This window comes from Vreelandella lionensis, from assembly GCF_044543515.1.
In the GTDB taxonomy this organism is placed as follows: Bacteria; Pseudomonadota; Gammaproteobacteria; order Pseudomonadales; family Halomonadaceae; genus Vreelandella; species Vreelandella lionensis.
In genome coordinates this window covers 15,522-40,102 of sequence record NZ_JBITWC010000010.1, presented here as the reverse complement: position 1 = coordinate 40,102, position 24,581 = coordinate 15,522, and the positions used below count along the sequence as shown (strand labels likewise).

General features: G+C 58.8%; 24 protein-coding genes and 1 pseudogene. 20 read left to right on the top strand and 5 right to left on the bottom strand.

The window, feature by feature from the left end; translation table 11 throughout:
• Positions 1-7: 7 nt before the first annotated feature.
• Complete coding sequence (locus ACIGG6_RS08040; protein ID WP_062374909.1) at positions 8-805, bottom strand: cytochrome C assembly family protein; 798 nt, start codon at positions 803-805, stop codon at positions 8-10.
• A gap of 273 nt (positions 806-1,078) precedes the next feature.
• Here ACIGG6_RS08040 and ffh point away from each other — a divergent pair, with 273 nt between their 5' ends.
• From ffh to ACIGG6_RS07985, 11 genes are all read left to right on the top strand, one after another.
• Positions 1,079-2,488: a signal recognition particle protein gene (ffh, locus tag ACIGG6_RS08035; protein ID WP_287836540.1), complete on the top strand. Its 1,410-nt coding sequence runs from the start codon at positions 1,079-1,081 to the stop codon at positions 2,486-2,488.
• A 294-nt stretch (positions 2,489-2,782) separates the two neighbouring features.
• On the top strand, positions 2,783-3,031 hold the full coding sequence (rpsP, locus tag ACIGG6_RS08030) for a 30S ribosomal protein S16 (RefSeq protein WP_009098555.1): 249 nt from the start codon (positions 2,783-2,785) through the stop codon (positions 3,029-3,031).
• 58 nt (positions 3,032-3,089) lie between these two features.
• The gene (gene rimM, locus ACIGG6_RS08025; protein ID WP_399843770.1) at positions 3,090-3,635 is read left to right on the top strand and encodes a ribosome maturation factor RimM; all 546 of its coding nucleotides are present in this window, start codon (positions 3,090-3,092) and stop codon (positions 3,633-3,635) included.
• An 89-nt stretch (positions 3,636-3,724) separates the two neighbouring features.
• Positions 3,725-4,501 carry a tRNA (guanosine(37)-N1)-methyltransferase TrmD gene (gene trmD, locus ACIGG6_RS08020; RefSeq protein WP_399843874.1) on the top strand — a complete coding sequence of 259 codons (777 nt, stop codon included), beginning with the start codon at positions 3,725-3,727 and terminating at the stop codon, positions 4,499-4,501.
• Between the two features lie 152 nt (positions 4,502-4,653).
• Positions 4,654-5,010, top strand: coding sequence for a 50S ribosomal protein L19 (rplS, locus tag ACIGG6_RS08015; RefSeq protein ID WP_054640811.1), 357 nt, complete (start codon positions 4,654-4,656; stop codon positions 5,008-5,010).
• A 105-nt stretch (positions 5,011-5,115) separates the two neighbouring features.
• Positions 5,116-5,997, top strand: a complete 882-nt coding sequence (xerD, locus tag ACIGG6_RS08010) for a site-specific tyrosine recombinase XerD (protein ID WP_253501834.1) — start codon at positions 5,116-5,118, stop codon at positions 5,995-5,997.
• A gap of 19 nt (positions 5,998-6,016) precedes the next feature.
• Positions 6,017-6,763: a DsbC family protein gene (locus ACIGG6_RS08005; RefSeq protein WP_399843768.1), complete on the top strand. Its 747-nt coding sequence runs from the start codon at positions 6,017-6,019 to the stop codon at positions 6,761-6,763.
• An 85-nt stretch (positions 6,764-6,848) separates the two neighbouring features.
• Positions 6,849-8,165, top strand: coding sequence for a homoserine dehydrogenase (locus ACIGG6_RS08000; protein ID WP_044629618.1), 1,317 nt, complete (start codon positions 6,849-6,851; stop codon positions 8,163-8,165).
• Positions 8,166-8,168: 3 nt separating this feature from the next.
• Positions 8,169-9,557, top strand: coding sequence for a threonine synthase (gene thrC, locus ACIGG6_RS07995; protein ID WP_399843765.1), 1,389 nt, complete (start codon positions 8,169-8,171; stop codon positions 9,555-9,557).
• 6 nt (positions 9,558-9,563) lie between these two features.
• The gene (locus ACIGG6_RS07990) at positions 9,564-11,360 is read left to right on the top strand and encodes a DHH family phosphoesterase (protein ID WP_399843763.1); all 1,797 of its coding nucleotides are present in this window, start codon (positions 9,564-9,566) and stop codon (positions 11,358-11,360) included.
• 70 nt (positions 11,361-11,430) lie between these two features.
• Entirely contained in the window at positions 11,431-12,048 is a 618-nt protein-coding gene (locus ACIGG6_RS07985) for a YitT family protein (protein ID WP_399843762.1), read from the top strand.
• 75 nt (positions 12,049-12,123) lie between these two features.
• On the opposite strand, the gene ACIGG6_RS07980 is transcribed toward ACIGG6_RS07985, so the two are convergent.
• Together ACIGG6_RS07980 and ACIGG6_RS07975 are read right to left on the bottom strand one after the other, a co-directional pair.
• Entirely contained in the window at positions 12,124-14,637 is a 2,514-nt protein-coding gene (locus ACIGG6_RS07980; protein ID WP_399843760.1) for a heavy metal translocating P-type ATPase, read from the bottom strand.
• Complete coding sequence (locus tag ACIGG6_RS07975) at positions 14,610-15,047, bottom strand: MerR family transcriptional regulator (RefSeq protein ID WP_399843872.1); 438 nt, start codon at positions 15,045-15,047, stop codon at positions 14,610-14,612. The genes ACIGG6_RS07980 and ACIGG6_RS07975 overlap by 28 nt, the downstream gene beginning before the upstream one ends.
• 276 nt (positions 15,048-15,323) lie before the next feature.
• Between ACIGG6_RS07975 and ACIGG6_RS07970 the strand changes: the two genes are divergently transcribed.
• The 8 genes from ACIGG6_RS07970 (at position 15,324) to rimI (ending at position 23,134) form a co-directional block, all read left to right on the top strand.
• Positions 15,324-16,670, top strand: a complete 1,347-nt coding sequence (locus ACIGG6_RS07970; protein WP_399843758.1) for an OmpP1/FadL family transporter — start codon at positions 15,324-15,326, stop codon at positions 16,668-16,670.
• 259 nt (positions 16,671-16,929) lie between these two features.
• Positions 16,930-18,028, top strand: a protein-coding gene (gene prfB, locus ACIGG6_RS07965; RefSeq protein ID WP_399843756.1) for a peptide chain release factor 2 whose coding sequence is annotated in 2 segments (ribosomal slippage) — positions 16,930-17,004 and positions 17,006-18,028 — 1,098 coding nt in all. Because the reading frame shifts where the segments join, the coding sequence is not laid out codon by codon here.
• Between the two features lie 34 nt (positions 18,029-18,062).
• Positions 18,063-19,574, top strand: a complete 1,512-nt coding sequence (gene lysS, locus ACIGG6_RS07960) for a lysine--tRNA ligase (protein WP_399843754.1) — start codon at positions 18,063-18,065, stop codon at positions 19,572-19,574.
• Positions 19,575-19,663: 89 nt separating this feature from the next.
• A complete protein-coding gene (locus tag ACIGG6_RS07955) occupies positions 19,664-20,050 on the top strand; it encodes a hypothetical protein (RefSeq protein ID WP_044629610.1) in 387 nt (128 codons plus the stop codon).
• A gap of 88 nt (positions 20,051-20,138) precedes the next feature.
• Positions 20,139-21,542: an MFS transporter gene (locus tag ACIGG6_RS07950; protein ID WP_399843752.1), complete on the top strand. Its 1,404-nt coding sequence runs from the start codon at positions 20,139-20,141 to the stop codon at positions 21,540-21,542.
• 40 nt (positions 21,543-21,582) lie between these two features.
• Positions 21,583-21,891: a BolA family protein gene (locus tag ACIGG6_RS07945; RefSeq protein WP_054640807.1), complete on the top strand. Its 309-nt coding sequence runs from the start codon at positions 21,583-21,585 to the stop codon at positions 21,889-21,891.
• A complete protein-coding gene (locus ACIGG6_RS07940) occupies positions 21,888-22,691 on the top strand; it encodes a hypothetical protein (protein ID WP_399843749.1) in 804 nt (267 codons plus the stop codon). Before ACIGG6_RS07945 ends, ACIGG6_RS07940 begins: the two co-directional genes overlap by 4 nt.
• The gene (gene rimI / locus ACIGG6_RS07935) at positions 22,688-23,134 is read left to right on the top strand and encodes a ribosomal protein S18-alanine N-acetyltransferase (RefSeq protein ID WP_044629606.1); all 447 of its coding nucleotides are present in this window, start codon (positions 22,688-22,690) and stop codon (positions 23,132-23,134) included. Before ACIGG6_RS07940 ends, rimI begins: the two co-directional genes overlap by 4 nt.
• Here rimI and ACIGG6_RS07930 read toward each other — a convergent pair.
• Together ACIGG6_RS07930 and rsmD are read right to left on the bottom strand one after the other, a co-directional pair.
• Positions 23,131-23,325, bottom strand: coding sequence for a cell division protein ZapB (locus tag ACIGG6_RS07930; protein WP_044629605.1), 195 nt, complete (start codon positions 23,323-23,325; stop codon positions 23,131-23,133). The genes rimI and ACIGG6_RS07930 overlap by 4 nt on opposite strands.
• A 116-nt stretch (positions 23,326-23,441) precedes the next feature.
• The gene (gene rsmD / locus ACIGG6_RS07925) at positions 23,442-24,026 is read right to left on the bottom strand and encodes a 16S rRNA (guanine(966)-N(2))-methyltransferase RsmD (RefSeq protein ID WP_228168866.1); all 585 of its coding nucleotides are present in this window, start codon (positions 24,024-24,026) and stop codon (positions 23,442-23,444) included.
• A 126-nt stretch (positions 24,027-24,152) separates the two neighbouring features.
• Between rsmD and ACIGG6_RS07920 the strand changes: the two are divergent.
• Positions 24,153-24,581, top strand: a pseudogene (locus ACIGG6_RS07920) (signal recognition particle-docking protein FtsY); the annotation flags it as partial.

Genomic DNA, 24,581 nt, shown 5'->3' with positions numbered 1-24,581 from the left:
CGCAGGCTTAGCGGTTAAGCAGAATTTCCAGCACGAATTTACTACCAAAGTAGGCCAACAGAAGAAGGGCGCAGCCACCGAGGGTCCAGCGCACGGCTCGCATGCCGCGCCAGCCAAAACGGTAGCGGCCCACCAGTAGCGTGGTGAAAATGATCCATGCGCCCAGTGAGAGAACAGTTTTATGAACCAAATGCTGAGCAAATAGATTATCGAGGAAGATTAAGCCGCTAATAATTGACAAGGTCAGCAGCACAATACCCGCCCATACCAGCTCAAACAGCACACGCTCCATGGTGGTGAGCGGCGGTAAAGACTGGACGATGCCGCGAATATGGTGATGACGCAGCGCCTGATTCTGTAATCCCACCAGCACCGCCTGCACCGCGGCAATGGCCAGCACGGCAAAGGCCAGCGCTGAGCTCACGGCATGCAGCAAAATACCCGGTGTTAAGCCGCTATGGCTGCCCTGGCTAGGCAGCCAAGTGGCCACAATCAGGGCAATGCCAGCAAGTGGAAACAGCGCGATGCCCGCATTAAGCACTGGCTTGAATAGGCTGGCCACCAGTACCACATTCACCGCCACCGCCATCAATAACGTGGCACTGGTGGTAAAGCCGGGTAGCAGCCCCGGTGATTCCCCCACCAACTGCACGACCACGGGAATATGCAACAGCAGGCCCAGCGCGCCTAGCAGACGTACCATGCCTTGGCGGGGAGGCACCCGGCGAAACAGCGTCATGCCCTGCCAAATAGCAGCGGCGACATAGAGAATAAAAGCGATCGTGGCGAACGGGAGCGCCTGCATGATGCTATCCATGCGCCTTGCAGCGCGTTGTTGAGAAAAATAGGGTCAGAACAGCGCCTGTATCCGAGTGGCAATACCTCCCAGTCAGGACGCCTCAATGTATTTTCCGGTCAATCTAGATCGGCTCGCCTACTATAACCAATCAAGGCGGCGTCGCACAGCCATCGAGCGCCAACGCTGACGCCCATGGAGACTCAGGCCGCGAGCGCGTATAATCGCGGACACATTCGTCCGGTGAATACGCCCGGCGACAGCGACGGAGGCAGAGGCCCCATGTTTCAGAATCTGAGCGAGCGTCTTTCCCAGACGCTGAAGTCGATCAAAGGCCAAGCACGGCTAACCGACGACAATATCAAAGATACCCTACGTGAAGTACGCAAAGCGCTGCTTGAGGCAGACGTAGCGCTACCGGTAGTTAAAGCCTTTATTGAGCGGGTGCGCGAGCGTGCGGTCGGCCAAGAGGTGTCGAAAAGCCTCTCGCCGGGCCAGCAGTTCGTCAAAATCGTCCAGCAAGAGCTGGAAGCGATTATGGGCGAGGCCAATGAAGGCCTTAGCCTAAAAGGCTCTCCCGCTGTCGTGCTGATGGCCGGTTTGCAGGGGGCGGGTAAAACCACCTCCGTCGCCAAGCTGGCCCGCTATCTGCGTGAGCGCGAGAAGAAAAAGGTGCTGGTGGTCTCGGCGGACGTCTACCGTCCGGCGGCCATCGACCAGCTTGAAACCCTGGCGAAAGAGGTTCAGGTCGACTTCTTCCCCTCCCGCTCTGACCAGAAGCCGGTCGACATCGCCAACGCGGCCATCAAGCACGCTAAAATTCAGTTCCACGACGTAGTGCTAGTCGATACTGCAGGCCGCCTTGCCATCGATGAAGCGATGATGGCGGAAATTCAGGCACTGCATAAGGCGGTTTCTCCCCAAGAAACGCTGTTTGTCGTCGATGCCATGACTGGCCAGGATGCGGTAAATACCGCCAAGGCGTTCAATGAAGCGCTGCCCTTGACCGGTGTGATCCTGACCAAGGCTGATGGTGATGCAAGGGGTGGTGCTGCACTGTCTGTCCGTCATGTCACGGGTAAGCCGATCAAGTTTATGGGGGTTGGTGAAAAGGTCGATGCGCTAGAGCCTTTCCACCCCGACCGGGTCGCGTCTCGAATTCTTGGCATGGGCGACATGCTGTCGCTGATCGAAGAGGCCGAGCGCACCGTCGATAAGGACAAAGCTGCCCAGCTTGCCAGCAAGGTGAAGAAAGGTGACGGCTTTGATCTGGAAGACTTTCGCGACCAGCTTCAGCAGCTCAAAAAAATGGGCGGCATGGGCGGCCTGCTCGGCAAGCTGCCGGGTATGGGCCAAATGGCCGAACTGGCGCAAGGCCCCGGCCCTGAGAAGGAGCTAGGCAAGCTAGAAGCGCTGATCAACTCCATGACGCCCAAAGAGCGCCGCAAGCCCGACATCATTAACGGTTCGCGCAAGCGCCGCATAGCAGCGGGGGCGGGCCTGCAGGTGCCTGACTTGAACCGCCTGCTAAAGCAGCACAAGCAGATGCAGAAGATGATGAAGAAAGCGGGCAAGAAAGGTGGCATGCAGAAAATGATGCGCGGTATGTCGGGCATGATGGGTGGCGGCGGCCCGGGTGGCCCCGGTGGTATGGGCGGCATGGGTGGTCCTGGCGGCTTACCCTGGCGCTAAATGGTACCTGTCGTCGCGTTCTGATGCGCTTGGTAAGGTTGACGGCCTGTGAGTTTTCTGGCTGTCAGGCTTTCCAAGCCGAGCGCATTTGCGTAGAATGCGGCCTCTTCATGCGTGGGTGTTGGCAAAATGTGCGTTAGCACGGCCCCAATACTTGCCAATGAAGGTCCTGATGGTGTGTCGCCTTGGCTTATATAAGCAGGTGGTGCGCCAAGAAAACAGTATGACGAGTGTTCTGATAGCGGTTTGCGCTATGCCCCACTCTCGTAACCTCAACCGAAGGATAGTTATCGTATGGTTACCATTCGTTTGGCACGTGGTGGCGCCAAAAAGCGTCCCTTTTATCACCTGACTGTTACCGATTCTCGCAACGCCCGTGACGGCCGTTTCATCGAGCGTATCGGCTTCTTCAATCCGGTTGCCCGTGGTCAAGAAGAGCGTCTGCGTGTTGATCTGGATCGCGTTACTCACTGGCAGAGCCAAGGCGCCCAGCTGTCTGGTCGTGTTGCTGAGCTGGTTAAAGAAGCGCGCAAGCAGGCCTAAGCCTGTTGCCCGTCGCAAGTCATAGCAATAGATGCTGTTGTAGCTGGAGTGGTCGTCAATGACGCGTTTTAACACTAGCCATACTGACGACACACATGTGGTGCTTGGTAAGCTAACTAGCCCTCACGGGATTAAAGGTTGGCTGAAGGTGTACTCCTATACCAACCCCATGGACAGCATTCTAGAGTACCCTGAGTGGTGGGTGCGCCAAGGGGAAAACCTAACGCGTATGACCGTTGTTCAGGGAAGTCGGCAAGGTAAAGGGCTTGTCGTGCAGCTGAAAGGTGTGGGTGACCGAACGGCAGCCGAAGCGCTGGCGCAAGCGGACATCCTGATGCCGAAAGAAGCACTGCCCGAGCTTTCCGACGATGAGTATTACTGGCATGAGCTTGAGGGCCTTACTGTCTTCACTCAGTCAGGCGAGCGGTTAGGGCAGGTCAGCTACCTGTTTGAAACCGGCGCGAACGATGTCATGGTGGTACGCGGTGATAACGACGCAATCGATAAGCGCGAGCGGCTGTTACCCTTCCTGCCCGATGATGTGATCGTTGAGATCAGCCTGGAAGACGGCCGTATGGTGGTTGACTGGGACCCTGAGTTTTGATGAGCCAAGACGCTTTGAACGAACTTACGGCGACGGATGCAACGGTGGCAGCAGAGGAGTCTGCAGGCAGCCAAACAGACGCACCAGCGATGTGGATTGGTGTGGTATCGCTGTTTCCTGAGATGTTCGATGCGATTACCCAGCAGGGCGTGATCGGTCGGGCGGTAGAGAAACAGCGCATTGCCCTAGAGTTTTGGAATCCGCGGGATTATGCCACCGACCGCCACCGCAGCGTGGACGATCGCCCCTATGGCGGCGGCCCCGGTATGCTAATGAAGGTAGACACCCTCCGGGCGGCTATCTTTGATGCTCGCCAACGTGCCGAGCAGGCAACCGGTCTCACGCCGACGGTGATCTACCTATCGCCCCAAGGGCGCCGGTTAGATCAGCAGGGCGTGCAAGCACTCGCCTCGGCAGGCCCTCTTGTAGTGGTTGCCGGGCGCTATGAAGGCATCGACGAGCGCGTGGTGGAGAGTGACATCGATGAAGAATGGTCGATTGGCGACTATGTGCTGAGTGGCGGTGAGCTGCCCGCGATGGTGCTGATCGACGCAGCGGCAAGGCTGGTACCCGGCGTGCTGGGCCACCAGGATTCCGCTATCGAAGACTCGTTTAATGACGGCTTGTTAGACTGCCCGCACTATACCCGTCCTGAAGTCATCGATGGGCGCCAAGTGCCTGAGGTGCTGCTAAGCGGAAATCATGCAGCCATCAAGCGCTGGCGGTTAAAGCAGTCGCTGGGGCGTACCTGGCAGCGTCGTCCTGATCTGTTAGCAGGGCGAACCCTTAACGCCGAGCAGCAAGTGCTGCTAGACGAGTTTATCGAGGAACACGCTCTGTCCGCTACGTTGGGTAACACGGAGTAGGCAGAGCGGCGGTGCAGGACGGATACAGTAGTAAGCTTACGTACCTGCGTCACCCATAACGACTCCCGCGTAGCTCGCTTCGAGCGCCGGGATCACGGTTTGCCCCTTCCACGACTGCGTGGCAAGCCATTACGTTATTTAGGAGTATGAAGATGAGCAGCAAGAACAAGGTGATCCAGGCGATCGAAGCCGAGCAAATGAGCAAAGAGATTCCTGCTTTTGCACCGGGCGACACCATCGTCGTTCAGGTTAAAGTAAAAGAAGGTACTCGTGAGCGTCTGCAGGCGTTTGAAGGTGTGGTCATCGGTAAGCGTAACCGCGGCCTGAACTCCGCTTTCACCGTACGCAAAATCTCCCACGGTGTTGGCGTTGAGCGTACCTTCCAGACCTACAGCCCGCTGGTTGACTCTATCGAAGTCAAGCGTCGTGGTGACGTTCGTCAAGCCAAACTGTACTACCTGCGTGAGCGCAGCGGTAAGTCGGCGCGTATCAAGGAAAAACTGGCTTAATCGCCACTTTTTTCACGGGCGCACGGCGCTCGGATACGGAAAACCCCGTCACCGCTTTGCGGGGCGGGGTTTTTGTTTGTCGCCTTGCAGTGAGACCGTTAGCCTATGAGCGTGATTGATGCTTATCTGGATGCTCTGTGGTTAGAGCAGGGAGCCAGCGACCATACGCTAGCGGCCTATCGGCGCGATTTAACCGCTTGGCAGCAGCAGCTTGAACGCGATGATGAAACGCTGCTCACAGCCTCGCCAACGCGTTTTAGCACTTGGATGGAGCAGCGTCGCGAGCAAGGCTACCAACTGCGCAGCAACGCCAGAATGCTTTCGTCACTGCGCAGTTTTTATCGCTGGGCACGGCTCTATGGACATATAGACAGCGACCCGCTTGCCAATGTATCGCTTCCCAAGGTACGCCCTAGCCTGCCCAATACGCTTGAGGAAGACGAGGTTGAGCGCCTGCTGCTGGCCCCGGATGTGGGCACGCCGCTTGGCGTGCGTGACCGCACCATGCTGGAGCTGCTCTACGCCTGCGGGCTGCGGGTGTCTGAGCTTGTTGGCCTGACCGGCGATGCAGTCAACTTGCGCCAGGGGGTGGTGCGCGTGCGCGGCAAAGGGGATAAAGATCGTCTGGTGCCCATGGGGGAAGAAGCCGCCGAGTGGCTAGCGCAGTACTTAAAAACGGCGCGGCCAGCGTTGATGCAAGACCCTACGCGCCCGGCACTATTTCCTGGGCGAGGCGATAACTCAATGACGCGCCAGACGTTTTGGCACCGTATTAAAGCCCACGCCATCACCGCAGGCATATCGCGGCCGCTGTCGCCACATACACTGCGACACGCCTTCGCGACTCATTTATTGAATCATGGGGCTAATTTGCGGGTCGTACAGCTGCTGCTAGGTCATAGCGACCTATCCACTACGCAAATTTATACACACGTTGCCCAGGCGCGCCTGGAGCAACTGCACGCTGAACACCATCCGCGAGGTTAATCAAAGAATGCGTCAACGTATGCCCTCAGTTGCGAAATCCTGCGCCCCTTTGTTAGTACTAGCAGGCAGTTTATTGCCTACTTTTGCCTACGCCGATGATGTAGCCGAGCGCTTGGCTGAGAATTTACAGGTCAATGGTCAGGCAATGCCAGTTGAGCAGGTAAGTGCCACGCCCATGGAAGGGGTGTATCACGTTCGCTTGGAGAGCGGTGAGTCGTTCTATTCGAATGCAGACGGCAGCCACTTTTTGGTAGGGGACCTCTACCAAAATGCGGATAATGGGCTGGTGAACCTAACCGAGCAGTCCCGCAACCAAGAGCGCGCGTCAGCGCTGGCGGCGATTCCTGAAAGCGAGCGCGTGGTGTTTAGAGGGGTCGATGAACCTAAGGCCACGGTGGTGGTGTTTACCGACCCTACCTGCCCTTACTGTGAGCGCCTCCATGAGACCGTGCCCGAGCTCAACGAACGTGGGATTGCGGTACACTACCTCGCTTTTCCACGAGCTGGTATGGGCAGTGGCGCCGCTAACACCCTCCAGCAAGTGTGGTGCTCGGAGAATCGCAGTGAAGCGATGAATCAGGCTAAAGAGGGCCAGACGATTGCCGCTTCAGCCAACTGCGACAACCCTGTGGCAGATCAGTACGCCTTGGGGCAAGCGCTAGGGGTGCAAGGCACGCCAGCTATTATCCTGCCCGATGGGCAAATGGTGCCTGGATTTGTACCCCCCGAGCGGCTCGTTGCCATGTTAGGCTTGGAAGATGAATAACGTCACATAAGTGACGAACGGACACGCTGAGACACTGATTTAAGAAGCGGCACCCGCGGGTGCCCAACACGAAAGGGGAAGTATTTTGAAACCGGTAAGAGTAGGCATTTGTGGGTTAGGCACTGTGGGTGGCGGCACCTTCAACGTATTAACGCGCAACGCGGACGATATTAGCCGCCGCGCAGGCCGCCCGATTGTGATTGAGCAGGTTGCCCACCGCAGTATTCATCCCGACTGCGACATTACCGGCATTAACGCGACATCCGATGTCTTCGAGGTGGCGAACAACCCCAACGTAGATGTGCTGGTAGAGCTGATCGGCGGCTACGATATTGCCCGCGAGCTGGTGCTCACCGCAATTGCCAACGGCAAGCATGTAGTCACCGCCAACAAGGCGCTGATCGCCGTTCACGGTAACGAGATTTTCCGTGCGGCCCATGAAAAGGGCGTGATCGTTGCCTTTGAAGCCGCCGTCGCGGGGGGGATTCCCGTCATCAAATCGCTGCGTGAAGGCCTGGGGGCTAACCGTATCGAGTGGGTGGCCGGTATCATCAACGGCACCGGTAACTTCATTCTGACCCACATGCGCGACGAAGGCCGTGCCTTTGAAGACGTATTGGCCGAGGCCCAGGCGCTTGGCTATGCCGAAGCCGACCCGACGTTCGACGTGGAAGGCATCGATGCCGCCCACAAGCTGACCATTCTGGCTTCCATTGCTTACGGCGTGCCGCTGCAGTTTGAAAAAGCCTTCACCGAAGGCATTTCGCGTATCACCGCCGAAGACGTGGAACAGGCCGACAACCTCGGTTACGTCATCAAGCATCTGGGGATCTCCAAGCGCACCGATCAAGGGCTGGAGCTGCGGGTTCATCCCACGCTGATCCCCAAAGAGCGCCTGCTGGCCAATGTCCACGGTGTGAAAAACGCCATTGCGGTGATGGGCGACGCGGTTGGCCCCACGCTGTACTACGGAGCGGGTGCCGGTGCCGAGCCAACGGCGTCAGCCGTGGTGGCGGATCTGCTGGACGTGGCGCGCGACATCGCCACCGACCACCACTACCGCGTGCCTTACCTGGCGTTTAGCGGCATCGATGAAGATGTTAGCCAGCTGCCGATTATGCCGATGGAAGAGATCACCACGGCCTACTACCTGCGCCTGCTGGCGGTGGACCGCCCCGGCGTACTGGCCCGTGTAGCGACCATTCTGGCCGAGCAGGGCATCTCCATTGAAGCGCTGATTCAGAAAGAGGCCACCGAAGGCGAGCTGGTACCGATCATTCTGCTGACGCATCGCACCAAAGAGAAGCAGATGAACGAAGCGATCCGCGAGATCGAAGCCATGGCGGATATTGCAGGCCCCGTCACGCGTATTCGCGTAGAAAGCCTGGACGAGGGAGAGTAACCGATGCGCTATATCAGCACGCGTGGGCAAGCGCCCGCGCTCTCTTTCGAAGAGGTGGTGCTTACCGGTATGGCCAGCGACGGCGGCCTCTACGTCCCGGAAACGCTGCCTGAGTTCTCCAAAGAGGAGCTGGCCGACATGGCCGGGCTCTCCTACGCCGAGATCGCCTTTCGGGTGATGAAGCCGTTCGTCAACGGTGAGATCGACGACGAGACCTTCCGCCGTTTGGTGACCGAGGCGTACGCCACGTTCAACCACGACGCGGTGTTGCCGTTAAAGCAGCTGGATGCCAGCCACTTCCTGTTAGAGCAGTTCCACGGCCCGACGCTGGCGTTTAAAGACGTGGCGCTGCAGTTGCTGGGGCGACTGCTGGATCACTTCCTGAAAAAGCGCAACGAGCGTGCGGTGATCATGGGGGCTACCTCTGGTGACACCGGCTCGGCGGCCATCGAAGGCTGCCGCCACTGCGACAACCTCGATATTTTCATACTGCACCCCCACAACCGCGTCTCCGAAGTGCAGCGCCGTCAGATGACCTCGGTGCTCGCCGACAACGTCTTTAACATCGCCATCGAGGGCAACTTCGACGATGCCCAGGCGATGGTGAAAGCCAGCTTTGCCAATCAAGACTTCTTGAACGGCACGCGGCTCGTGGCGGTGAACTCGATCAACTGGGCGCGCATCATGGCCCAGATCGTCTACTACGTGGCCGCAGGTGTGGCCTTGGGTGCGCCCCAGCGGGAAGTGAGCTTCTGCGTGCCCTCGGCTAACTTCGGCAACGTCTTTGCAGGCTACATGGCCTACAAGATGGGCCTGCCGGTGAAGCAGTTCATTATCGCCACCAATGCCAACGATATTCTGCACCGCACGTTGGCGGCTAACGACTTCTCTAAGAAAGAGCTCGCGGCCACGCTGGCACCCTCTATGGATATCGTTGTGTCGTCCAATTTCGAGCGTCTGCTGTTCGATGCCTACGACCGTGACGGTGCCGCCGTGGCAGCCTTGCTTGAGCGCTTCCAGCAAGAGCCTACTGCGCTTGCCGATGCGCCGCTGGCCAAGCTGCGCGAGAAATTCGCCAGCTACAGCGTCGATGACGAGACGATTCTGGAAGTGATTCGGGAAGCGCATCATCGTACCGGCGAGATTCTTGATCCGCATACGGCTACCGGCTACCGAGCGGCCGAGCGGGCGCGTGTGGATACCTCCACGCCGATGATCACCCTGGCCACCGCCCACCCGGCGAAATTCGCCGAGGCGGTGGTGAAAGCGGGCTTCCAGGGCGTGCCGCTGCCGACCCACATGGACGACCTGCTGGAGCGTGAAGAGCGCTACACGGTGTTGCCCGCCGAGCTAAGCGCGGTACAGCAGTTCGTTGCTGACAACCGCCGCTGAGGTGATATGACTCAGGTGTCGGCACTTTCTCAGCAGAATAGCCAACCTCGCCTAGAGCCTCGTCCCCTGGACGAGGCTGTCTATTTACGTGCGCAATCCGAAGGGTTGAGCGAGCTACAGGCGCGGCTCTTGGCATCGCGGCTGCCCGGCTATACCGGAGAGCTTGCGCCGCTGGTGTCACCGAGCCTGCGCTATCTCGTGCATCCTGAACAACTCGCCGATGGCCGCCGAGCGGCCGAGCGGATTGCTCAAGCGGTGTCCGAAGGCGAGTCCATTGGTATTCTGACCGACTACGATGTGGACGGCATCACCTCCCACGTGGTCATTCGGCGTACGTTGGTCGAGCTATTTGGCGTGCCGGAGCACAAGTTGCATAGTTTGATTGGCCATCGTATTCACGACGGCTACGGCATCAGCCTGCCGCTGGTGGAGCGAACGCTGAGCTTAAAGCCGCTGCCGACGCTGGTGATTACCGCCGACTGCGGCAGTTCTGACGAGCCGCGCATTGCACGGCTGAAAGCAGCCGGTATCGATGTGGTGGTCAGCGATCACCACGCGCTGCCCCTGGAAGGCCCACCGCCCTCGGCGTATGCCTGTGTGAACCCGACCCGCAGCGACTGCCACTACCCGGATAAAACCATTGCGGGCTGCATGGTGGCGTGGCTGCTGATGTCGCTCGCCCGCGGCGTACTGGTGGAGTGGGGCGCATTGCCGGAGGTCACGCCGAAGCTCTCACCGTGGCTCTCCTACGTGGCGTTAGGCACCGTGGCGGACTGCGTCTCGCTGGGTGGAAGCCCTGCCAACCGTGCGGTGGTGAGCTACGGCTTAACGCTGATCAACCGTATGGATGCCGCCTGCTGGCGGGCCATGGCAGCGCGCTTAGGGGCCGACAGCGTGCCCTTCAACGCCGAAACACTGGCGTTTCAGATGGGCCCGAGGATCAACGCCCGTTCGCGGCTAGATGACCCCTACGCGGCGCTACACTTTATGCTGGCAGAGAGCGACGGCGTTGCGAACCGGCAGCTTGAGGTGCTGGACCAAGATAACCAGTCCCGCAAGGCGATTGAGGCGGATATGGCCGAGGAGGCGCGGGCGCTGGCCGTTCCCGCCTTGGAGGCCAACGAGCCTGCCGTCGTGGTGCTGTTGGAAGATGGCCACCCCGGTGTGCAGGGCATCGTCGCCTCGCGGCTGGTGCAGGCCTACGGACGTCCAGCCGTAGTGCTTACGCGGGCAGCCGCGCCCAATATGCTCACCGGCTCCGGCCGTTCTATTGAGGGGCTGCATCTAAGAGATGCCCTGCAGCGCACCTTTGAGCTTGCCCCAGAGGCGCTGCCGCGCTTTGGGGGCCACAGTGGCGCTGCAGGCGTGGGCGTGCCACGGGAGCAGCTAGCGGCCTTTAAAGCCGCGTTTTTGCAAGCGGTTGGCGAGCAGTTGGGCGACACACCGCTCTACCCGCGTCTGTGGACCGATGGCGAGCTCTCGACCGCCCAGCTCTCGCTGACGACGTTGGTGGAAATCGAGACCTTGGGTCCCTACGGCCGGGAGTTTGACCCGCCGCTATTTGAAGGGCGCTTTATTGTGGAAGCGCTGCGCCCGGTGGGTGCAGAGGGCTCACACCTAATGATGGAGCTCTCCATGGGGGCCGTCACTAGCAAAGCGATCTGGTTTCGCGCGCTTACACCGGGGGAGCTGCCCTCGTTTAGCGTGGGCGATACGCTGCACTGCGCTTACAAACTCAATCGCAACCGCTGGCGCGGTCGCGAGTCACTACAGCTGATGGTGGAGCACGCTAGCCCCGTTTAATACTCTCCGCTATCCTCGCGTCCTTGGCCGCTTAAGCGGCCGCTCTAATAATCCTAAAAAGGACGCACTCATGCGCATGGAAGACCTGCCTAAAGACCCCCACAAGCCCTACGAAGACATCATGGCGATGCTGTTGGGCACGCTGTTTGTGGCGCTGGGGGTGACGTTTTACACCCACGCGGTGCTGCTCACCGGCAGTACCGCAGGGCTCGCGCTGTTGCTGAACTATGTAACGGGGTGGGGGTTTGGCATCTGGTTTTTTGCTATCAACCTGCCGTTTTACTATCTGGCGATCAAACGCATGGGGTGGAGTTTTACACTTCGCACTTTTGCGGCCATCGGCTTGGTATCGCTGTTCTCCGAACTCACCCAAGGGTGGGTCGAATTTGCCAACGTGCCTTCGCTCTACGCGGCGCTGATGGGCGGCGCATTAATGGGGATTGGCATGCTGATGCTGTTTCGCCACCGCACCAGCCTCGGCGGTATCAACATTCTCGCCCTCTACCTGCAGGATAAACACGGCCTGCGGGCGGGCTATGTGCAGCTCGGCATCGATGGCGTGATTCTGCTGGTGGCGCTCACCCAGCTACCGCTAGACCGTGTGGGCTATTCGGTGCTGGGGGCGCTGATGCTCAACTTGATTATCGCCCTGAACCACAAGCCAGGGCGTTATATCGGGGTTAGCTAAACGGTTGCTAGTTAAGCCAAAACCACCAGACGATCAAGCCAATGACGGCGATACCCGCAAGATTGATCAGTAAACTCATACGGCCTCCTGCTGGGTGGGCTTCCATAACCGCAGGCGGTTGGCGTTGCTGACCACGGTGATGGAGGAGAGCGACATGGCCGCGCCAGCAATGATCGGTGACAGCAACATGCCGGTTACGGGGTAGAGCACGCCGGCGGCAATCGGGATACAAAGTACGTTATAGCCAAATGCGCCTACTAGATTCTGCTTGATGTTGGTGAGCGTGGCCCGGCTAAGCTCAATCGCTGTGGCCACGCCATGCAGTGAACCGCGCATCAGGGTAATGCCGGCGCTCTCCATGGCGATATCGGTACCCTGGCCAATGGCAAAACCCACGTTGGCCCGGGCCAGCGCGGGTGCGTCGTTAATACCGTCGCCCACCATGCCGACCACTTCGCCCGCCGCTTGGCGGCGCTCAATTTCTGCGTGCTTGTCGTCAGGCGTCATACCTGCCTTGAACTCGCTAATGCCTACCTCGCGGGCCACCGCAGCGGCGGTATGCTCGTTATCGCCCGTCAGCATCACAACGATTAACCCATCGTTCTGTAAGCGCTTTACGGCTGCGGCGGCGTCGGTGCGTAGCGGGTCGCTAACGCCGAAGAGGGCGGCCAGCTTACCATTCACCGCTAAATAGACCAGCGAGCGCGCCTTGGCTTCCAACTGGCGAATGCTCTCGTCTGCTGGGGAAAGGTCGACGCCAGACGCTTCCAATAAGCGCGCATTGCCTAGCAGCAGCGTGTCATTAGCTTGGCTGGTGCCTTTAACACCGCCGCCGGTCACGCTATCAAAGCTAGCCAGCGCATCGGGGCGGGCGTTGTGCTCTTCGGCGTAGGCCGTCAGCGCTTTGGCAAGGGGGTGCTCCGAGCGGCTCTCTAGGGCGGCCACCCAGGCCAGTACTTGGGTGCTATCGTCGTGCAGCACCGTTGCCTCGGTCACACGAGGTTTGCCTTCGGTCAGAGTGCCGGTCTTGTCCACCACCAGGGTGGTCAGACGGCTAGCGGTTTGCAGCGCTTCGCCGCTGCGCACCAGCACGCCATGCTCGGCGGCTTTGCCCACGCCAATCATGGTAGAGATCGGGGTGGCCAAGCCCAGCGCGCAAGGGCAGGCGATAATTAGCACGGTAGTAGCAGTGACCAGCATGTGAATAACCACCGGAGCGGGTCCGAGGTTGTACCAGGCAAGGGCCGTTAGCACCGCAATAATCATCACGGCGGGTACAAATATGCCTGAGATCGTATCGGCCAGCTCGCCAATCGGTGGGCGGGAGTTTTGTGCGCTGGCCACCTGTTCGGTGATACGTCCCAGGCGGGTATCGCGGCCGATGCGGGTGGCGCGGTACACCAAGCTGCCGCTGCCATTCACCGTGCCTGCGTTTACCTCTTCATCCGCTGCTTTGCGCACTGGCACCGGTTCGCCGGTGAGCATCGACTCATCGATATAGCTCTGGCCGTCGAGCACTACGCCATCTACCGGCAGCCGTTCACCGGGGCGCACGCGAATATGGTCATCCAGCGATACATCGTCCACCGCAATCTCTTGTTCAACGCCGTCGCGTATCACCCGGGCGGTTTTCTCCTGTAGGTCGAGCAGCCGTTTAAGGGCGCTGCTGGTGCGGCCTCGGGCGCGTAGCTCCATGGCGTTGCCCAGCAGAATAAGCCCGACCACCATGGCCGACGCTTCAAAATAGATGCCCTGAGCCACCTCCGGCAGCCAGGGGGCGAAGAGCACCACCATCATCGAGTAGAGCCAGGCGGTGCCGGTGCCCATCGCCACCAGGGTGTCCATATTGGCCTGATGATGCTTGAACTGTTTCCAAGCATTGGTGAAAAAGTGCCGCCCGGGAAAGGCCAAAATAGCGAGCGTCAGCAGGCCAATCACCAGCCAGTACAGGCGGCCAACGCCCATGGGGTGTGGGTGATAGACGAACATGCTCAGCATGAGTGGAATGGCGAGGGAGAGCGACAGCACGCTGCCCTTGAGGCGCTGGCGGTAGGTAACGGCCTCTTGCGCCTCGCGAGTGCGCTCGGCTTCACGCATATCCACAATCGGTTCGGCGCGATAGCCCGCCTCAGCAACGGCCGCCATTAACGCTTCCTGAGTAGCACTGCCGGTGACTTGTGCGGTGTGGGTGCCGAAATTCACCGAGGCACTGTTCACACCAGGGGTATGGGACAGTGCTTTTTCGACGCTTTTGACACAGCCTGCGCAGGTCATGCCGCTAATCAGCAGGCGCAGTTGGGGCGCATCCACGGGAGCACTCTGCGATTCAGCGGGTTCAGGTGCGTCTGGGGTGGGTGCGTCACTCGCGTCGTCACTGGGTGGGTAACCTGCTTCGTTGAGTGCACTATCTAGCGCTTGATCGTCAAGAGAGCTGGTCACTTCCAGGCGCTTTTCTGCAGGAACCCCTTCCACTTGGGCGGCCGGGTCCTGGGCTTGAATGGCCTCACGCATGTGCTTGACGCAGCCATGGCAGTTCATACCTGGCACGGTGCGTATCAGCATCACGGTTTGCTCGGTGTCGTGCTGCATGGGGCCTCCTCAGGAAAACTTTCGATTAAGCGGCACAGGCTGTGGCCATCGGGGGTGCCGTCGGGCATGTCTTGCCAACTTTCGAGCGCCTGCTCCATTCGCTGGGCAAGCGCCTCAAGCTCGGCAATGCGCGCGCGTATTTGCGGCAGCCGATGAGCGAGCAGGTCGCGCACCAGCGGGCAGGGGGAGTCGCCTTGGTCGGCATGGGCTAGGATGTCGCGGATTTCCGCCACGCTAAACCCCAGCTTGCGTGCCCGCTGAATAAAGTGCAGACGCTCCAAGTCGGTGGCGGAGTAGAGCTGGTAGCCGTTGTCGGGATGGCGTTGGGGAGATAGCAACCCTTCTCGGGTGTAGTGGCGGACGGTTTCAGCAGTGACGTGACCGCGTTTGGCAAGCTCGCCAACTTTCAAATCGCTTAACGACATAACCTCCCCCCGATTGGTGGTAAATGTTCAAACTGTAGTGTAAAACCTTTGGGTAACCCATAGGTCAAGCTGCTGCGAGTAGCTCAGTCGAAATGACTAAAACACTGATTTAAAACGAGCGTGCGACTAATGTATAAGCGGAAAATAAAATAAAACGCTCGTTTGCACTTGAACCGAACCAAGCATTGGGCGAAAACTGAGGTGTAGGAACAACGCGGATGGATGGCACAGTCCGCCGGATCATCGGGAGAGAGGCCCACAATGCATAATAACTTCAAGAAATTAACCCTAGCGGCCGCGGTTGCAGCAGTTACCTTTGCAAGCCAAGCCAACGCAGGCGGATATCAGATTAACGAACAGAGCGTCAGTGGGCAGGGGTATGGCCATGCGGGACGTAGTTCAAACGTACACGATGCTACGATTGTGTATGGCAACCCGGCGGGTATGTCGTTCCTCGACCGCGCTCAGATTACGGCGGGTGGTACTTTTTTAAGCGTCGATACGGATATTAGTAATGCTAGAGCGTCACAAAATAGCCCTGCCTTTTTGCCCGCTACCGGTGGGTTAACCGATACGCTGCCGGTCTCCGGGTCAAATGATGGCGATATGGTGCCTGGCACGCTAGTGCCGTTTGCTTTTTATGCTAACCCAGTAAATGAAAAGCTTGCGTTTGGGTTTGGTGTCTATGCTCCTTTTGGTTCCAAAACTGAGTACGAAGGTGGCTTCCAGGGGCGTAACCAAGGTAACTATACAGAAGTAAAAGTGATGACCGCCCAGCCAACCGTGTCTTACCGCTTTAATGAGCAGTGGTCGGTGGGGGCCGGTATTACTTATAACAAGGTCGAAGGTGAGCTGCGCCGTCAAGTGCCTGTTGCAACACCACTAGGTCTCTCGGAAGTCGACTCGCGGGTAGAGGGCGACGACGAAGCTTGGGGTTACAACCTAGGTGTGATTTATCAGCCAGTGCCTGAAACAACATTAGGGTTAACTTATCGCTCTAAAGTAGACTTCAATCTGGAGGGCAGCTTTACTGCAGACTCACCTGTATTGGACCAGCTAGGTATTGGTACAGTAACCGATTCCGCAGCACTCGATCTCACCACGCCTGAAACGGTCAACTTCTCGCTGACCCAGCAAATGAGCGACAACTTAAAGCTTATGTTCGGTGCTTCATGGGCGCGTTGGAGCCGCTTTGACCAGATTTTGGTCACTGGCGACGAGCGTGGTGAAATTACCAACGAGCAGCAAAATTACTCAAATGCTTGGGCATTTTCGACAGGCGGCGAGTATCAGCTAACACCAACGCTAGCCCTTCGTGCTGGGGTAACGCTAGATTTCACGCCTACCCAGGATGCAACTCGCAGTGTGCGTATTCCCTCCGATGACCGCCGTATTTTTTCTATTGGTGCTGGTTGGAGCCCTACGCCTGATCTGACGCTAGACGTTGCTTACTCTTATTTGACAGAGCGCAGCACGCAGATAGACCAAACCAAAACGGACAGTTTTACCGTGGCAGGCCAGCGGACGCCGCCGATTACCTCTAACTACTCCGCTGACTACAAAAACCAAGCCCACGGCTTTGGTGCTCAGTTGACCTATCGGTTCTGATCGGCTGCTCGCGCTTACGATCGGTCTTCGACCTACTGACCCGGCTTCGGCCGGGTTTTTTACGTTAGCAACGAAGGGCTGGATGGATGCGGTATGCGCTGGGTTTCGTTACAATACGTGCCAGAATTCCGCCGCTGGGGTGGCTCGCGAAGGTGTTAAACGCCAAGCGGTGAGTCACCTCAGCGGCGCCTGTCTCTTTTAAGCCGCGTTTTAGCGCGCATGAGACCCCGCTATTTACTGAACAAGGCTAGGGCGATCCATGTTGGAAACCAACCCGATTCATAACCAGATCAAGGACCTGTCTGAGCGGACAGACGTTCTTAGGGGGTATCTTTGACTATGCCGAGCGTAAAGATCGGCTAGAAGAAGTATCCCGCGAACTCGAAGACCCCAACGTCTGGAACGATCCAGACTACGCTCAAAAGCTGGGCAAAGAGCGTGCCTCCCTCGAAGCCATTGTGGCCACCATTGACGAGTTGGATCAGGGCCTGGCCGATAGCCACGACCTGCTGGAACTCGCCGAGATGGAAGAGGATGAAGGCACCGTCGAGGAAGTACGCAAAGAACTCGATGGCCTGCAGGGCGCCCTGGAAAAACTCGAGTTTCGCCGCATGTTCTCGGGAGAAATGGACGAAAACAACGCCTACCTGGATATTCAATCGGGTTCCGGGGGCACCGAAGCCCAGGATTGGGCCAACATTTTGCTGCGCATGTACCTACGCTGGGCCGAGAGCCACGGTTTTAAAACCGAGATCATCGAGATTTCTGCTGGGGAAGTAGCGGGCATTAAATCGGCGTCGCTGCATATCCAGGGCGACCACGCTTTTGGCTGGCTGCGCACGGAAACCGGCGTTCACCGCTTAGTGCGCAAAAGCCCGTTCGACTCCGGTGGCCGCCGTCACACCTCGTTTGCGTCGGTGTTCTTGTCTCCTGAAATCGACGATAGCTTCGAGGTTGAGATTAACCCGTCCGACCTGCGTGTCGATACCTACCGCTCCAGCGGCGCCGGTGGTCAGCACGTTAACACCACCGACTCGGCGGTGCGGATCACTCACGAGCCGACCGGCATTGTGGTGGCGTGCCAGAGCCAGCGTAGCCAGCACGCGAACCGCGACTTCGCCATGAAGCAGTTGAAGGCAAAGCTGTGGGAACACGAAATGCAAAAGCGCAATGCGGCCAAGCAGGAAGCGGAAGACTCCAAAGCCGATATCGGTTGGGGCAGCCAAATTCGCTCTTACGTACTGGATGATCAGCGCATTAAAGACCTGCGTACCGGCGTTCAGTCCAGCAACTGCGACAAGGTGCTCGACGGGGATTTAGATCAGTTTATCGTCGCCAGCCTGAAGCAGGGTTTGTAATCTTTTTAGCGTTTGAACATGAATAGGGTGCCCGATGGCTAACCAAGACGCGTCTTCTCTCGATAACGAAAATCACCTGATCGCCGAGCGCCGTGCCAAGCTGGCGGCCCGCCGTGAGCGGGCGGCCGAGCAGGGCAAAAGCGCTTTCCCGAACGATTTCCGCCGCGACAGCCTCACCGTTGAGCTGCATAACCTGCTGGGCGAGAAAGACAAAGCCGAGCTGGAAGCGCTGGACCACCAAGCGTCGGTGGCCGGGCGCGTGATGCGCAAACGCGGCCCGTTTATCGTGATTCAGGACGTGGCGGGCCAGATCCAGCTCTACGTGGATAAAAAGGGGCTGCCGGAAGACGTTCTGGAAGACATCAAGGGCTGGGATATCGGCGATATCGTCGCCGCCCGTGGCCCGGTGCACAAGTCCGGCAAAGGCGACCTGTACGTGATGATGGTCGAGGCGCAGCTGCTGACCAAGAGCTTGCGCCCGCTGCCGGATAAGTTCCACGGCCTGACCGATCAAGAAGCCCGCTATCGTCAGCGTTACGTGGATCTGATCATGAACCCGCAGTCGCGTAAGGTGTTCGAAACCCGCGCGGCGGTGATCAGCTCCATGCGCCGTTTCTTCGAAGCCCGTGGCTTCATGGAAGTGGAAACGCCGATGCTGCAGCCGATCCCCGGCGGCGCGGCGGCGCGTCCGTTTATTACTCACCACAATGCGCTGGATATCGATATGTACCTGCGTATTGCGCCGGAGCTTTACCTGAAGCGCCTGGTGGTGGGTGGTTTCGAGAAAGTGTTCGAGATCAACCGCAACTTCCGTAACGAAGGCTTGTCCACGCGGCACAACCCTGAGTTCACCATGGTGGAGTTCTACTGGGCCTACGCGAATTACCGCGACCTGCTGGACATGACCGAAGCCATGCTGCGCACGGCAGCTCAGGAAGTGCTGGGCACCACCACGATTACTTACCAGGGGGCCAGCTACGATTTTGGTCAGCCCTTCAAGCGTCTCACCCTGCGCCAAGCGATTCTGGATCACGGCGACGGCATCACCGATGCCGACCTAGATACCCTAGATGCTGCCCGCGCTGCGGCGGAAAAACTGGGCATCAAGGTCAAAGAGAGCTGGGGCCTGGGTAAAGTTCAAACCGAGATCTTTGAAGAAGTGGCGGAACACAAACTGGACCAGCCCACGTTCATCACTGAATACCCGGCAGAAGTTAGCCCGCTGGCGCGTCGTAACGATGCCAACCCCTTCGTGACCGACCGCTTTGAGTTCTTCGTCGGTGGACGCGAGATCGCCAATGGCTTCTCGGAGCTGAACGACGCCGAAGACCAGGCAGAGCGTTTCCGTGAACAGGCCGCCGAGAAAGACGCCGGTGATCTGGAAGCCATGTACTATGACGCCGACTACGTGCGCGCGCTGGAGTACGGCCTGCCGCCCACGGCGGGCGAGGGCATCGGCATTGACCGCTTGGTGATGCTGTTCACCGACAGCCCCTCCATTCGGGATGTGCTGCTATTCCCGGCCATGCGCCCCGAGGTGGATTAACGCTCAACCAGGCGGTAGCGGACGAAAAGTTGGTAAGGGCGCGATTTAGCGCCCATAATGGTCAACGTTTCGACGGCGAGGAGAATCCCATGAAACTGCTAAATCGCTCTGCCCTGAGCGTCAGGCCGACCCAGACCTTCGTGGACTGGATCAATGCGCTCGAACCCACCATGGGAGACGACGACCTGACCCTGGACGACGTCGAACGTGAAAGTACGGTATACCTGATCCCCGAGATGGATACCCCAGAGGCGTTGGAGACGTTCGTGCGTGAGCGTCACGTAGAAATCCTAGAGACCGAGCTGCGCGCTTGGGAAGAGGATGAGCGTCAGTGGCCAGAAAAACTCGATTGGTCGCTGTTTCAGGAATTCCTGCGCGTTGAGCACAGCTACTTAGCCATTGACCTGGACGACGAAACCGCCCTGGAAATCTCGGATGTTGACGACGCGCTGCTGCTCGACAACGAACAAGATTAGCGTGCTACTATTTTAGCGTAAGCGCACAGTGAAACCGGCTTCGGCCGGTTTCGCCGTTTGTAAGGGGTCTGTTTAGGAATTCATTACCATGCGACTGTTTGAAACTCGCCCTGGCGACGATGGGCTGCCGGGGCCTGAGCGCCTGCTCGCCGTGCTGGCGCTGGTCACCGGTACGTTGATGGCGGTGGTCGATACCACCATGATCAACCTCGCCCTGCCCACCATTGCTGCCGATCTGAATGTGCCGGCCTCCAGGGCAGTATGGATTACTAACCTGTTCCAGGTCGTGTGTGCTGCGTTCTTACTGGTATTTGCGGGCATCAGCGAGCTCATTACTCGCAGGCGGCTCTACTTGTTTGGCCTTGGGACGTTTGTGGTAGCAGCACTAGGGGCGGCGCTGTCGCGTAATTTAGAAACATTGCTAGTGTTTCGCGCCTTCCAAGGCCTTGGGGCAGCCGCGACCCTTTCCATTGGGCCGTCCCTCTATCGGGCTATTTTTCCATCCCGCTTGTTAGGCAGCGCGCTCGGTCTAAGTGCTCTAGTGGTAGCGGGTGGTTATGCCGCAGGCCCCACGCTCAGCGGGGTTATTCTCTCGTTTGTGGATTGGCCGTGGTTGTTTGCGCTCAACGTGCCCCTCGGGGTGTGCTCGCTCTGGCTAGCCAGCCGGGCGTTGCCGCGGGATACGCCTCGCCAGGGTAGTTTTGATACGCTGGGGGCACTCTACTCGATGTTGATGCTGGCGAGCTTCTTTGTCGCAATGGACGCCGTTGGTCACGCTGCGCCTATCTGGCAAAGCGGCGGTTGGGCCATGTTGGCAGTGGCCGCGTGTACTCTATTTATCCGGCGCCAGCAGCGCGCTCCTTATCCACTGCTGCCGCTGAGCGTGTTTGCTGAAAAGCGCTTCACGCTGGCGGTTTCCGCCTCGGGATTAGCGTTTATTGGGCAGGGACTCACCTTTGTAGCGCTATCGTTTTTCTATCAAGAACAGATGGGCTTTTCGCCACTAGAAACCGCTTGGCTATTCACGCCATGGCCCCTGGCGATCATGCTAGTGGGGCCGTTGGCGGGGCGGCTGGCGGATCGAGTTAATCCCAGCCTGCTATCTAGTACCGGGCTGATGCTACTGATTATTGGCCTAGTCGCGCTGGCGCTGGTGGATGAGAGCACCGGCGTGGCGGGCAGCCTGTGGCGCACGGCGCTGTGTGGTATTGGGTTTGGACTTTTCCAGCCGCCGAATAACCGTGAAATGATGGGCAGCCTGCCACCTGAGCGCAGTGCCAACGTTTCCGGGGTGATGAGCACCACGCGCACGGTGGGGCAGTCATTCGGAGTGGCTCTCGTTGGGGCAGCGCTGGCGCTGGGGTCGCCAATTCAGGTCACGCTCTGGTTGGGAGCGGGGACCACCCTGTTAGCGTTGCTGGCGAGCCTTTCGCGGGTGTCGCTTGCCCAGAGGGCGCTGGTTGAGCGGCGGGCATCGTCTGTTGGAAAGTAAGGGCGTACAATAAGCCAGTTGCTGACTGAAGGAGAGTCCCATGGCGATACAGACACAAATCGAGCAGAAGTTGGCGGCCTTAACCCCTGACGTGCTGCAGGTCGAAAACGAAAGCCATATGCATAACGTGCCGGCCAACTCTGAAACTCACTTCAAAGTGACGCTGGTAAGCGATAGCTTCGATGGCATGATGCCGGTCAAGCGCCACCAACAAATTTATGCCCTGTTGGCGGATGAGCTCTCTGGCCCGGTGCACGCCCTGGCGCTGCACCTCTACACACCGAAAGAGTGGCAGGCACGGGGCAGCGAGCGCCCGAACTCCCCCAACTGCCGTGGCGGCGGCCAGTGACCCCGGAGGTTGTTCGTCGGCACTACCTGGATGCTATGGGTATTACCGCCTGGGCATGCCGCTACCAGCTGCCCAACGCCCGCCCGACGGAAGCCTGCGAGTGGGAAGAAACACCGACCAAAACACCACCACGGGAGCGGTTGCATGCGCTGCTGGATGATGCACCAGCACCGCGAACACGTAGCCAGCCTGCCGCTGTCGAGCAAGAAAACACTTCCCCAGTGGCATCGCCCTCGGCGGTCAAGGCGCTCTTAGGTCATTCGCCTGCCGCGGCACCCACCCCGGAGGCGAGCCCGGTACCAGAACCCAGAGTACCGCCTGCGCAACCCGCCAAGCCGCTGAACTTTAGTCTCTCCTGTGCTTGTGTGGGAGGACGCTGGCTTAGCGTATGTGAAGGGGAAATGTCTCCGGTTGAACAGCAGTTGCTTGCCAATATGCTGCGGGCGGCTGGTGTGTTACGCGGCGAACTGCCAACAGTGACCCACTTCAAATGGCCGCCCATGGCCACAGCCTTTGCGCCGGAAGAGCCGCTTGAGGAAGCTCAGGAGGGTGTGGCAGCGTTTGTTGCTGGGGCCGCGACCCGACAAGGCTGGCAGTTAGAGCAAGTGCTCTGGTGGGGCGCAGAGGAGACGGCTACTGACCTTGCTCGAGTCATGGCGCTTACCGACGGGCAGAGCCAAACGCTCGCACTTCCTGTGTGGCAAGGCCCGTCGCTGGCCGCGCTCACTCAGCAGGCCAGTGCTAAACGCGCGCTATGGCCGCGTTTGGTGGCCTTAGGACAGCAGTGGAGTGCTGAGTGATCTGCCGGTTAAACGCTGCGCATCGAGTGCCGCTACATACTTTAGAAGCCGCCGCACACAGCGGGGCAAGCCCCCAGCAGTTAGATGAAGCGCTGGCCGATGAGCAGGCCTGGGTAGTGGGCTATTGGCAGGACGACGTGCTAATGGGTTATGCGTTGTTGGCGAAGTTGCCGTTTGACGCTGAGCTACAGGCGATTGGTGTACTGCCCGCTTGCCAAGGGCAAGGCATAGGCCAGCGGCTGCTTAACAAAGTGGTCGCGGTGGCGAAGCAGTGGCAAGCTGAGCGGCTGCTGTTGGAAGTGCGTGCTGGAAACCAGCGAGCGATTGCGCTGTATCAGCAGGCGGGGTTTGGCGAAGATGGTCGTCGGAAGGAGTACTACCCGGCCGTGAAAGGCACGACCGGGCGGGAGGATGCGCTGTTAATGTCGCTGCCGTTGGCTTAGGACGCGTTGCTATCACTCATGCCATCGAATTTGCTAAGCACACCTTGTAAGCGGCTTTCCCACTCTTCACGCTCTTGTTTTAACTGAGCGTTTTCGTTACGCAGCTCTTCGTTTTCCAGCTTCATCATCTCCAACGCCTCAACAGTGTCGGTGATTTTCTGTTCTAACTGATTAAAAAGCTCAAGGCTCATGCCTACCTCCAGTAACGGACGACAGGCGGCTGCCTATCGTCATGAAATAAAATGGGCCATCAATGTGTGACTCAATCGAGCGAGCGTAACGCTGCTGTCAGTTGGCGGCAAGCGCTTTACGAGGGCAAGCGTTGATAGAGCCTGGCAATACTCTCACCTGCCTGAGTTTCACGGTGTAAATGCCAGTTAGCCGGTACCGCTGGCGTTAGGCTCTGTTCGGTTTCCAGGTAGATCATCGCATCGCTTGCCAGCCATCCGCCCGCTTCCAGCGCGGCACAGCAAGACGCGGCTAACCCTTGGTGGAACGGCGGGTCGAGAAACACCAGATCAGCAGGTTGGCTAGGCTTTTCAAGAAACGCCTGGGCATCAGCAGTCACTACCTGCCCCTGCGTTGCACCGAGGGTGGCAAGATTGTCGCGAATCAGCGCGGCAACGTGTGTATCGCGCTCGACAAAGGTGACCTGCGCAGCCCCCCGAGAGAGCGACTCGATGCCAAGCGCGCCGGTACCGGCAAATAGGTCCAGCACCTGCTTGCCATGCAGCGCTTGGCCCAGCCAGTTAAACAGCGTTTCACGTACGCGATCCGGCGTAGGGCGTAGGCCCGGGTGGTCGAGCACAGGCAGCATGCGGCGGCGAAAATCGCCGCCGATAATGCGCAGTTTCCCCGGCGGTTTGGCAGTTCCGCGGCGGGGAGTCGACATGCGAGATGATGAGCGAGAGGAGCGTTGTCGTTTCATAACGCGGATTGTAGCGGGCTACTTATCCAAAGTCTTGGTCTGCGGTGGTAGGATAATCGCAATGTTCACCTATTTAGTCGGATGACACCTATGTTCGGTTTTTTCAAACGTAAGAAAAAGCACGACTCCCAGCAGGAGCCTCAAGACGCCCAAGAGCAGCCAGCGCTGCCAGACGAGCCCGAAGGCGCGCCTGATAAGGAGCCTGCTGCCGATGTATCAGCGCCTTCGGAGACGCCGGCTGAGCTAAAAGAGCCGCCTTCCGAACTGCTGGCAGAAGAACCGCCCAAGCCCGCGCCGGAGCGCGAAAACGAACCCACTGAGGTGCTCGCTCAGGAGCAGTCGCCTGAGCCGGTGAGCAAAGAGGACGTTCAGCCAACGGGCGTTGACGAGGAAGTCACCCCCGCGCCAATCATGGACACTGTGCCAGAGCCAGAGCCAGAGCCAGAGCCAGAGCCAGAGCCAGAGCCAGAGCCAGAGCCAGAGCCAGAGCCAGAGCCAGAGCCAGAGCCAGAGCCAGAG

Excerpts from the sequence above, each read along its gene's own strand:
- ACIGG6_RS08040 (WP_062374909.1), bottom strand. The coding sequence starts at position 805 with ATGCAGGCGCTCCCGTTCGCCACGATCGCTTTTATTCTCTATGTCGCC.
- ACIGG6_RS07950 (WP_399843752.1), top strand. The coding sequence starts at position 20,139 with ATGCGACTGTTTGAAACTCGCCCTGGCGACGATGGGCTGCCGGGGCCT.
- ACIGG6_RS07990 (WP_399843763.1), top strand. The coding sequence starts at position 9,564 with ATGACTCAGGTGTCGGCACTTTCTCAGCAGAATAGCCAACCTCGCCTA.
- lysS (WP_399843754.1), top strand. The coding sequence starts at position 18,063 with ATGGCTAACCAAGACGCGTCTTCTCTCGATAACGAAAATCACCTGATC.
- ACIGG6_RS07980 (WP_399843760.1), bottom strand. The coding sequence starts at position 14,637 with ATGCAGCACGACACCGAGCAAACCGTGATGCTGATACGCACCGTGCCA.
- rpsP (WP_009098555.1), top strand. The coding sequence starts at position 2,783 with ATGGTTACCATTCGTTTGGCACGTGGTGGCGCCAAAAAGCGTCCCTTT.
- rplS (WP_054640811.1), top strand. The coding sequence starts at position 4,654 with ATGAGCAGCAAGAACAAGGTGATCCAGGCGATCGAAGCCGAGCAAATG.
- rsmD (WP_228168866.1), bottom strand. The coding sequence starts at position 24,026 with ATGTCGACTCCCCGCCGCGGAACTGCCAAACCGCCGGGGAAACTGCGC.
- ACIGG6_RS07985 (WP_399843762.1), top strand. The coding sequence starts at position 11,431 with ATGCGCATGGAAGACCTGCCTAAAGACCCCCACAAGCCCTACGAAGAC.
- ACIGG6_RS07970 (WP_399843758.1), top strand. The coding sequence starts at position 15,324 with ATGCATAATAACTTCAAGAAATTAACCCTAGCGGCCGCGGTTGCAGCA.
- ffh (WP_287836540.1), top strand. The coding sequence starts at position 1,079 with ATGTTTCAGAATCTGAGCGAGCGTCTTTCCCAGACGCTGAAGTCGATC.
- trmD (WP_399843874.1), top strand. The coding sequence starts at position 3,725 with ATGTGGATTGGTGTGGTATCGCTGTTTCCTGAGATGTTCGATGCGATT.
- ACIGG6_RS08005 (WP_399843768.1), top strand. The coding sequence starts at position 6,017 with ATGCCCTCAGTTGCGAAATCCTGCGCCCCTTTGTTAGTACTAGCAGGC.
- ACIGG6_RS07945 (WP_054640807.1), top strand. The coding sequence starts at position 21,583 with ATGGCGATACAGACACAAATCGAGCAGAAGTTGGCGGCCTTAACCCCT.
- xerD (WP_253501834.1), top strand. The coding sequence starts at position 5,116 with ATGAGCGTGATTGATGCTTATCTGGATGCTCTGTGGTTAGAGCAGGGA.
- ACIGG6_RS07955 (WP_044629610.1), top strand. The coding sequence starts at position 19,664 with ATGAAACTGCTAAATCGCTCTGCCCTGAGCGTCAGGCCGACCCAGACC.
- ACIGG6_RS07930 (WP_044629605.1), bottom strand. The coding sequence starts at position 23,325 with ATGAGCCTTGAGCTTTTTAATCAGTTAGAACAGAAAATCACCGACACT.
- thrC (WP_399843765.1), top strand. The coding sequence starts at position 8,169 with ATGCGCTATATCAGCACGCGTGGGCAAGCGCCCGCGCTCTCTTTCGAA.
- rimM (WP_399843770.1), top strand. The coding sequence starts at position 3,090 with ATGACGCGTTTTAACACTAGCCATACTGACGACACACATGTGGTGCTT.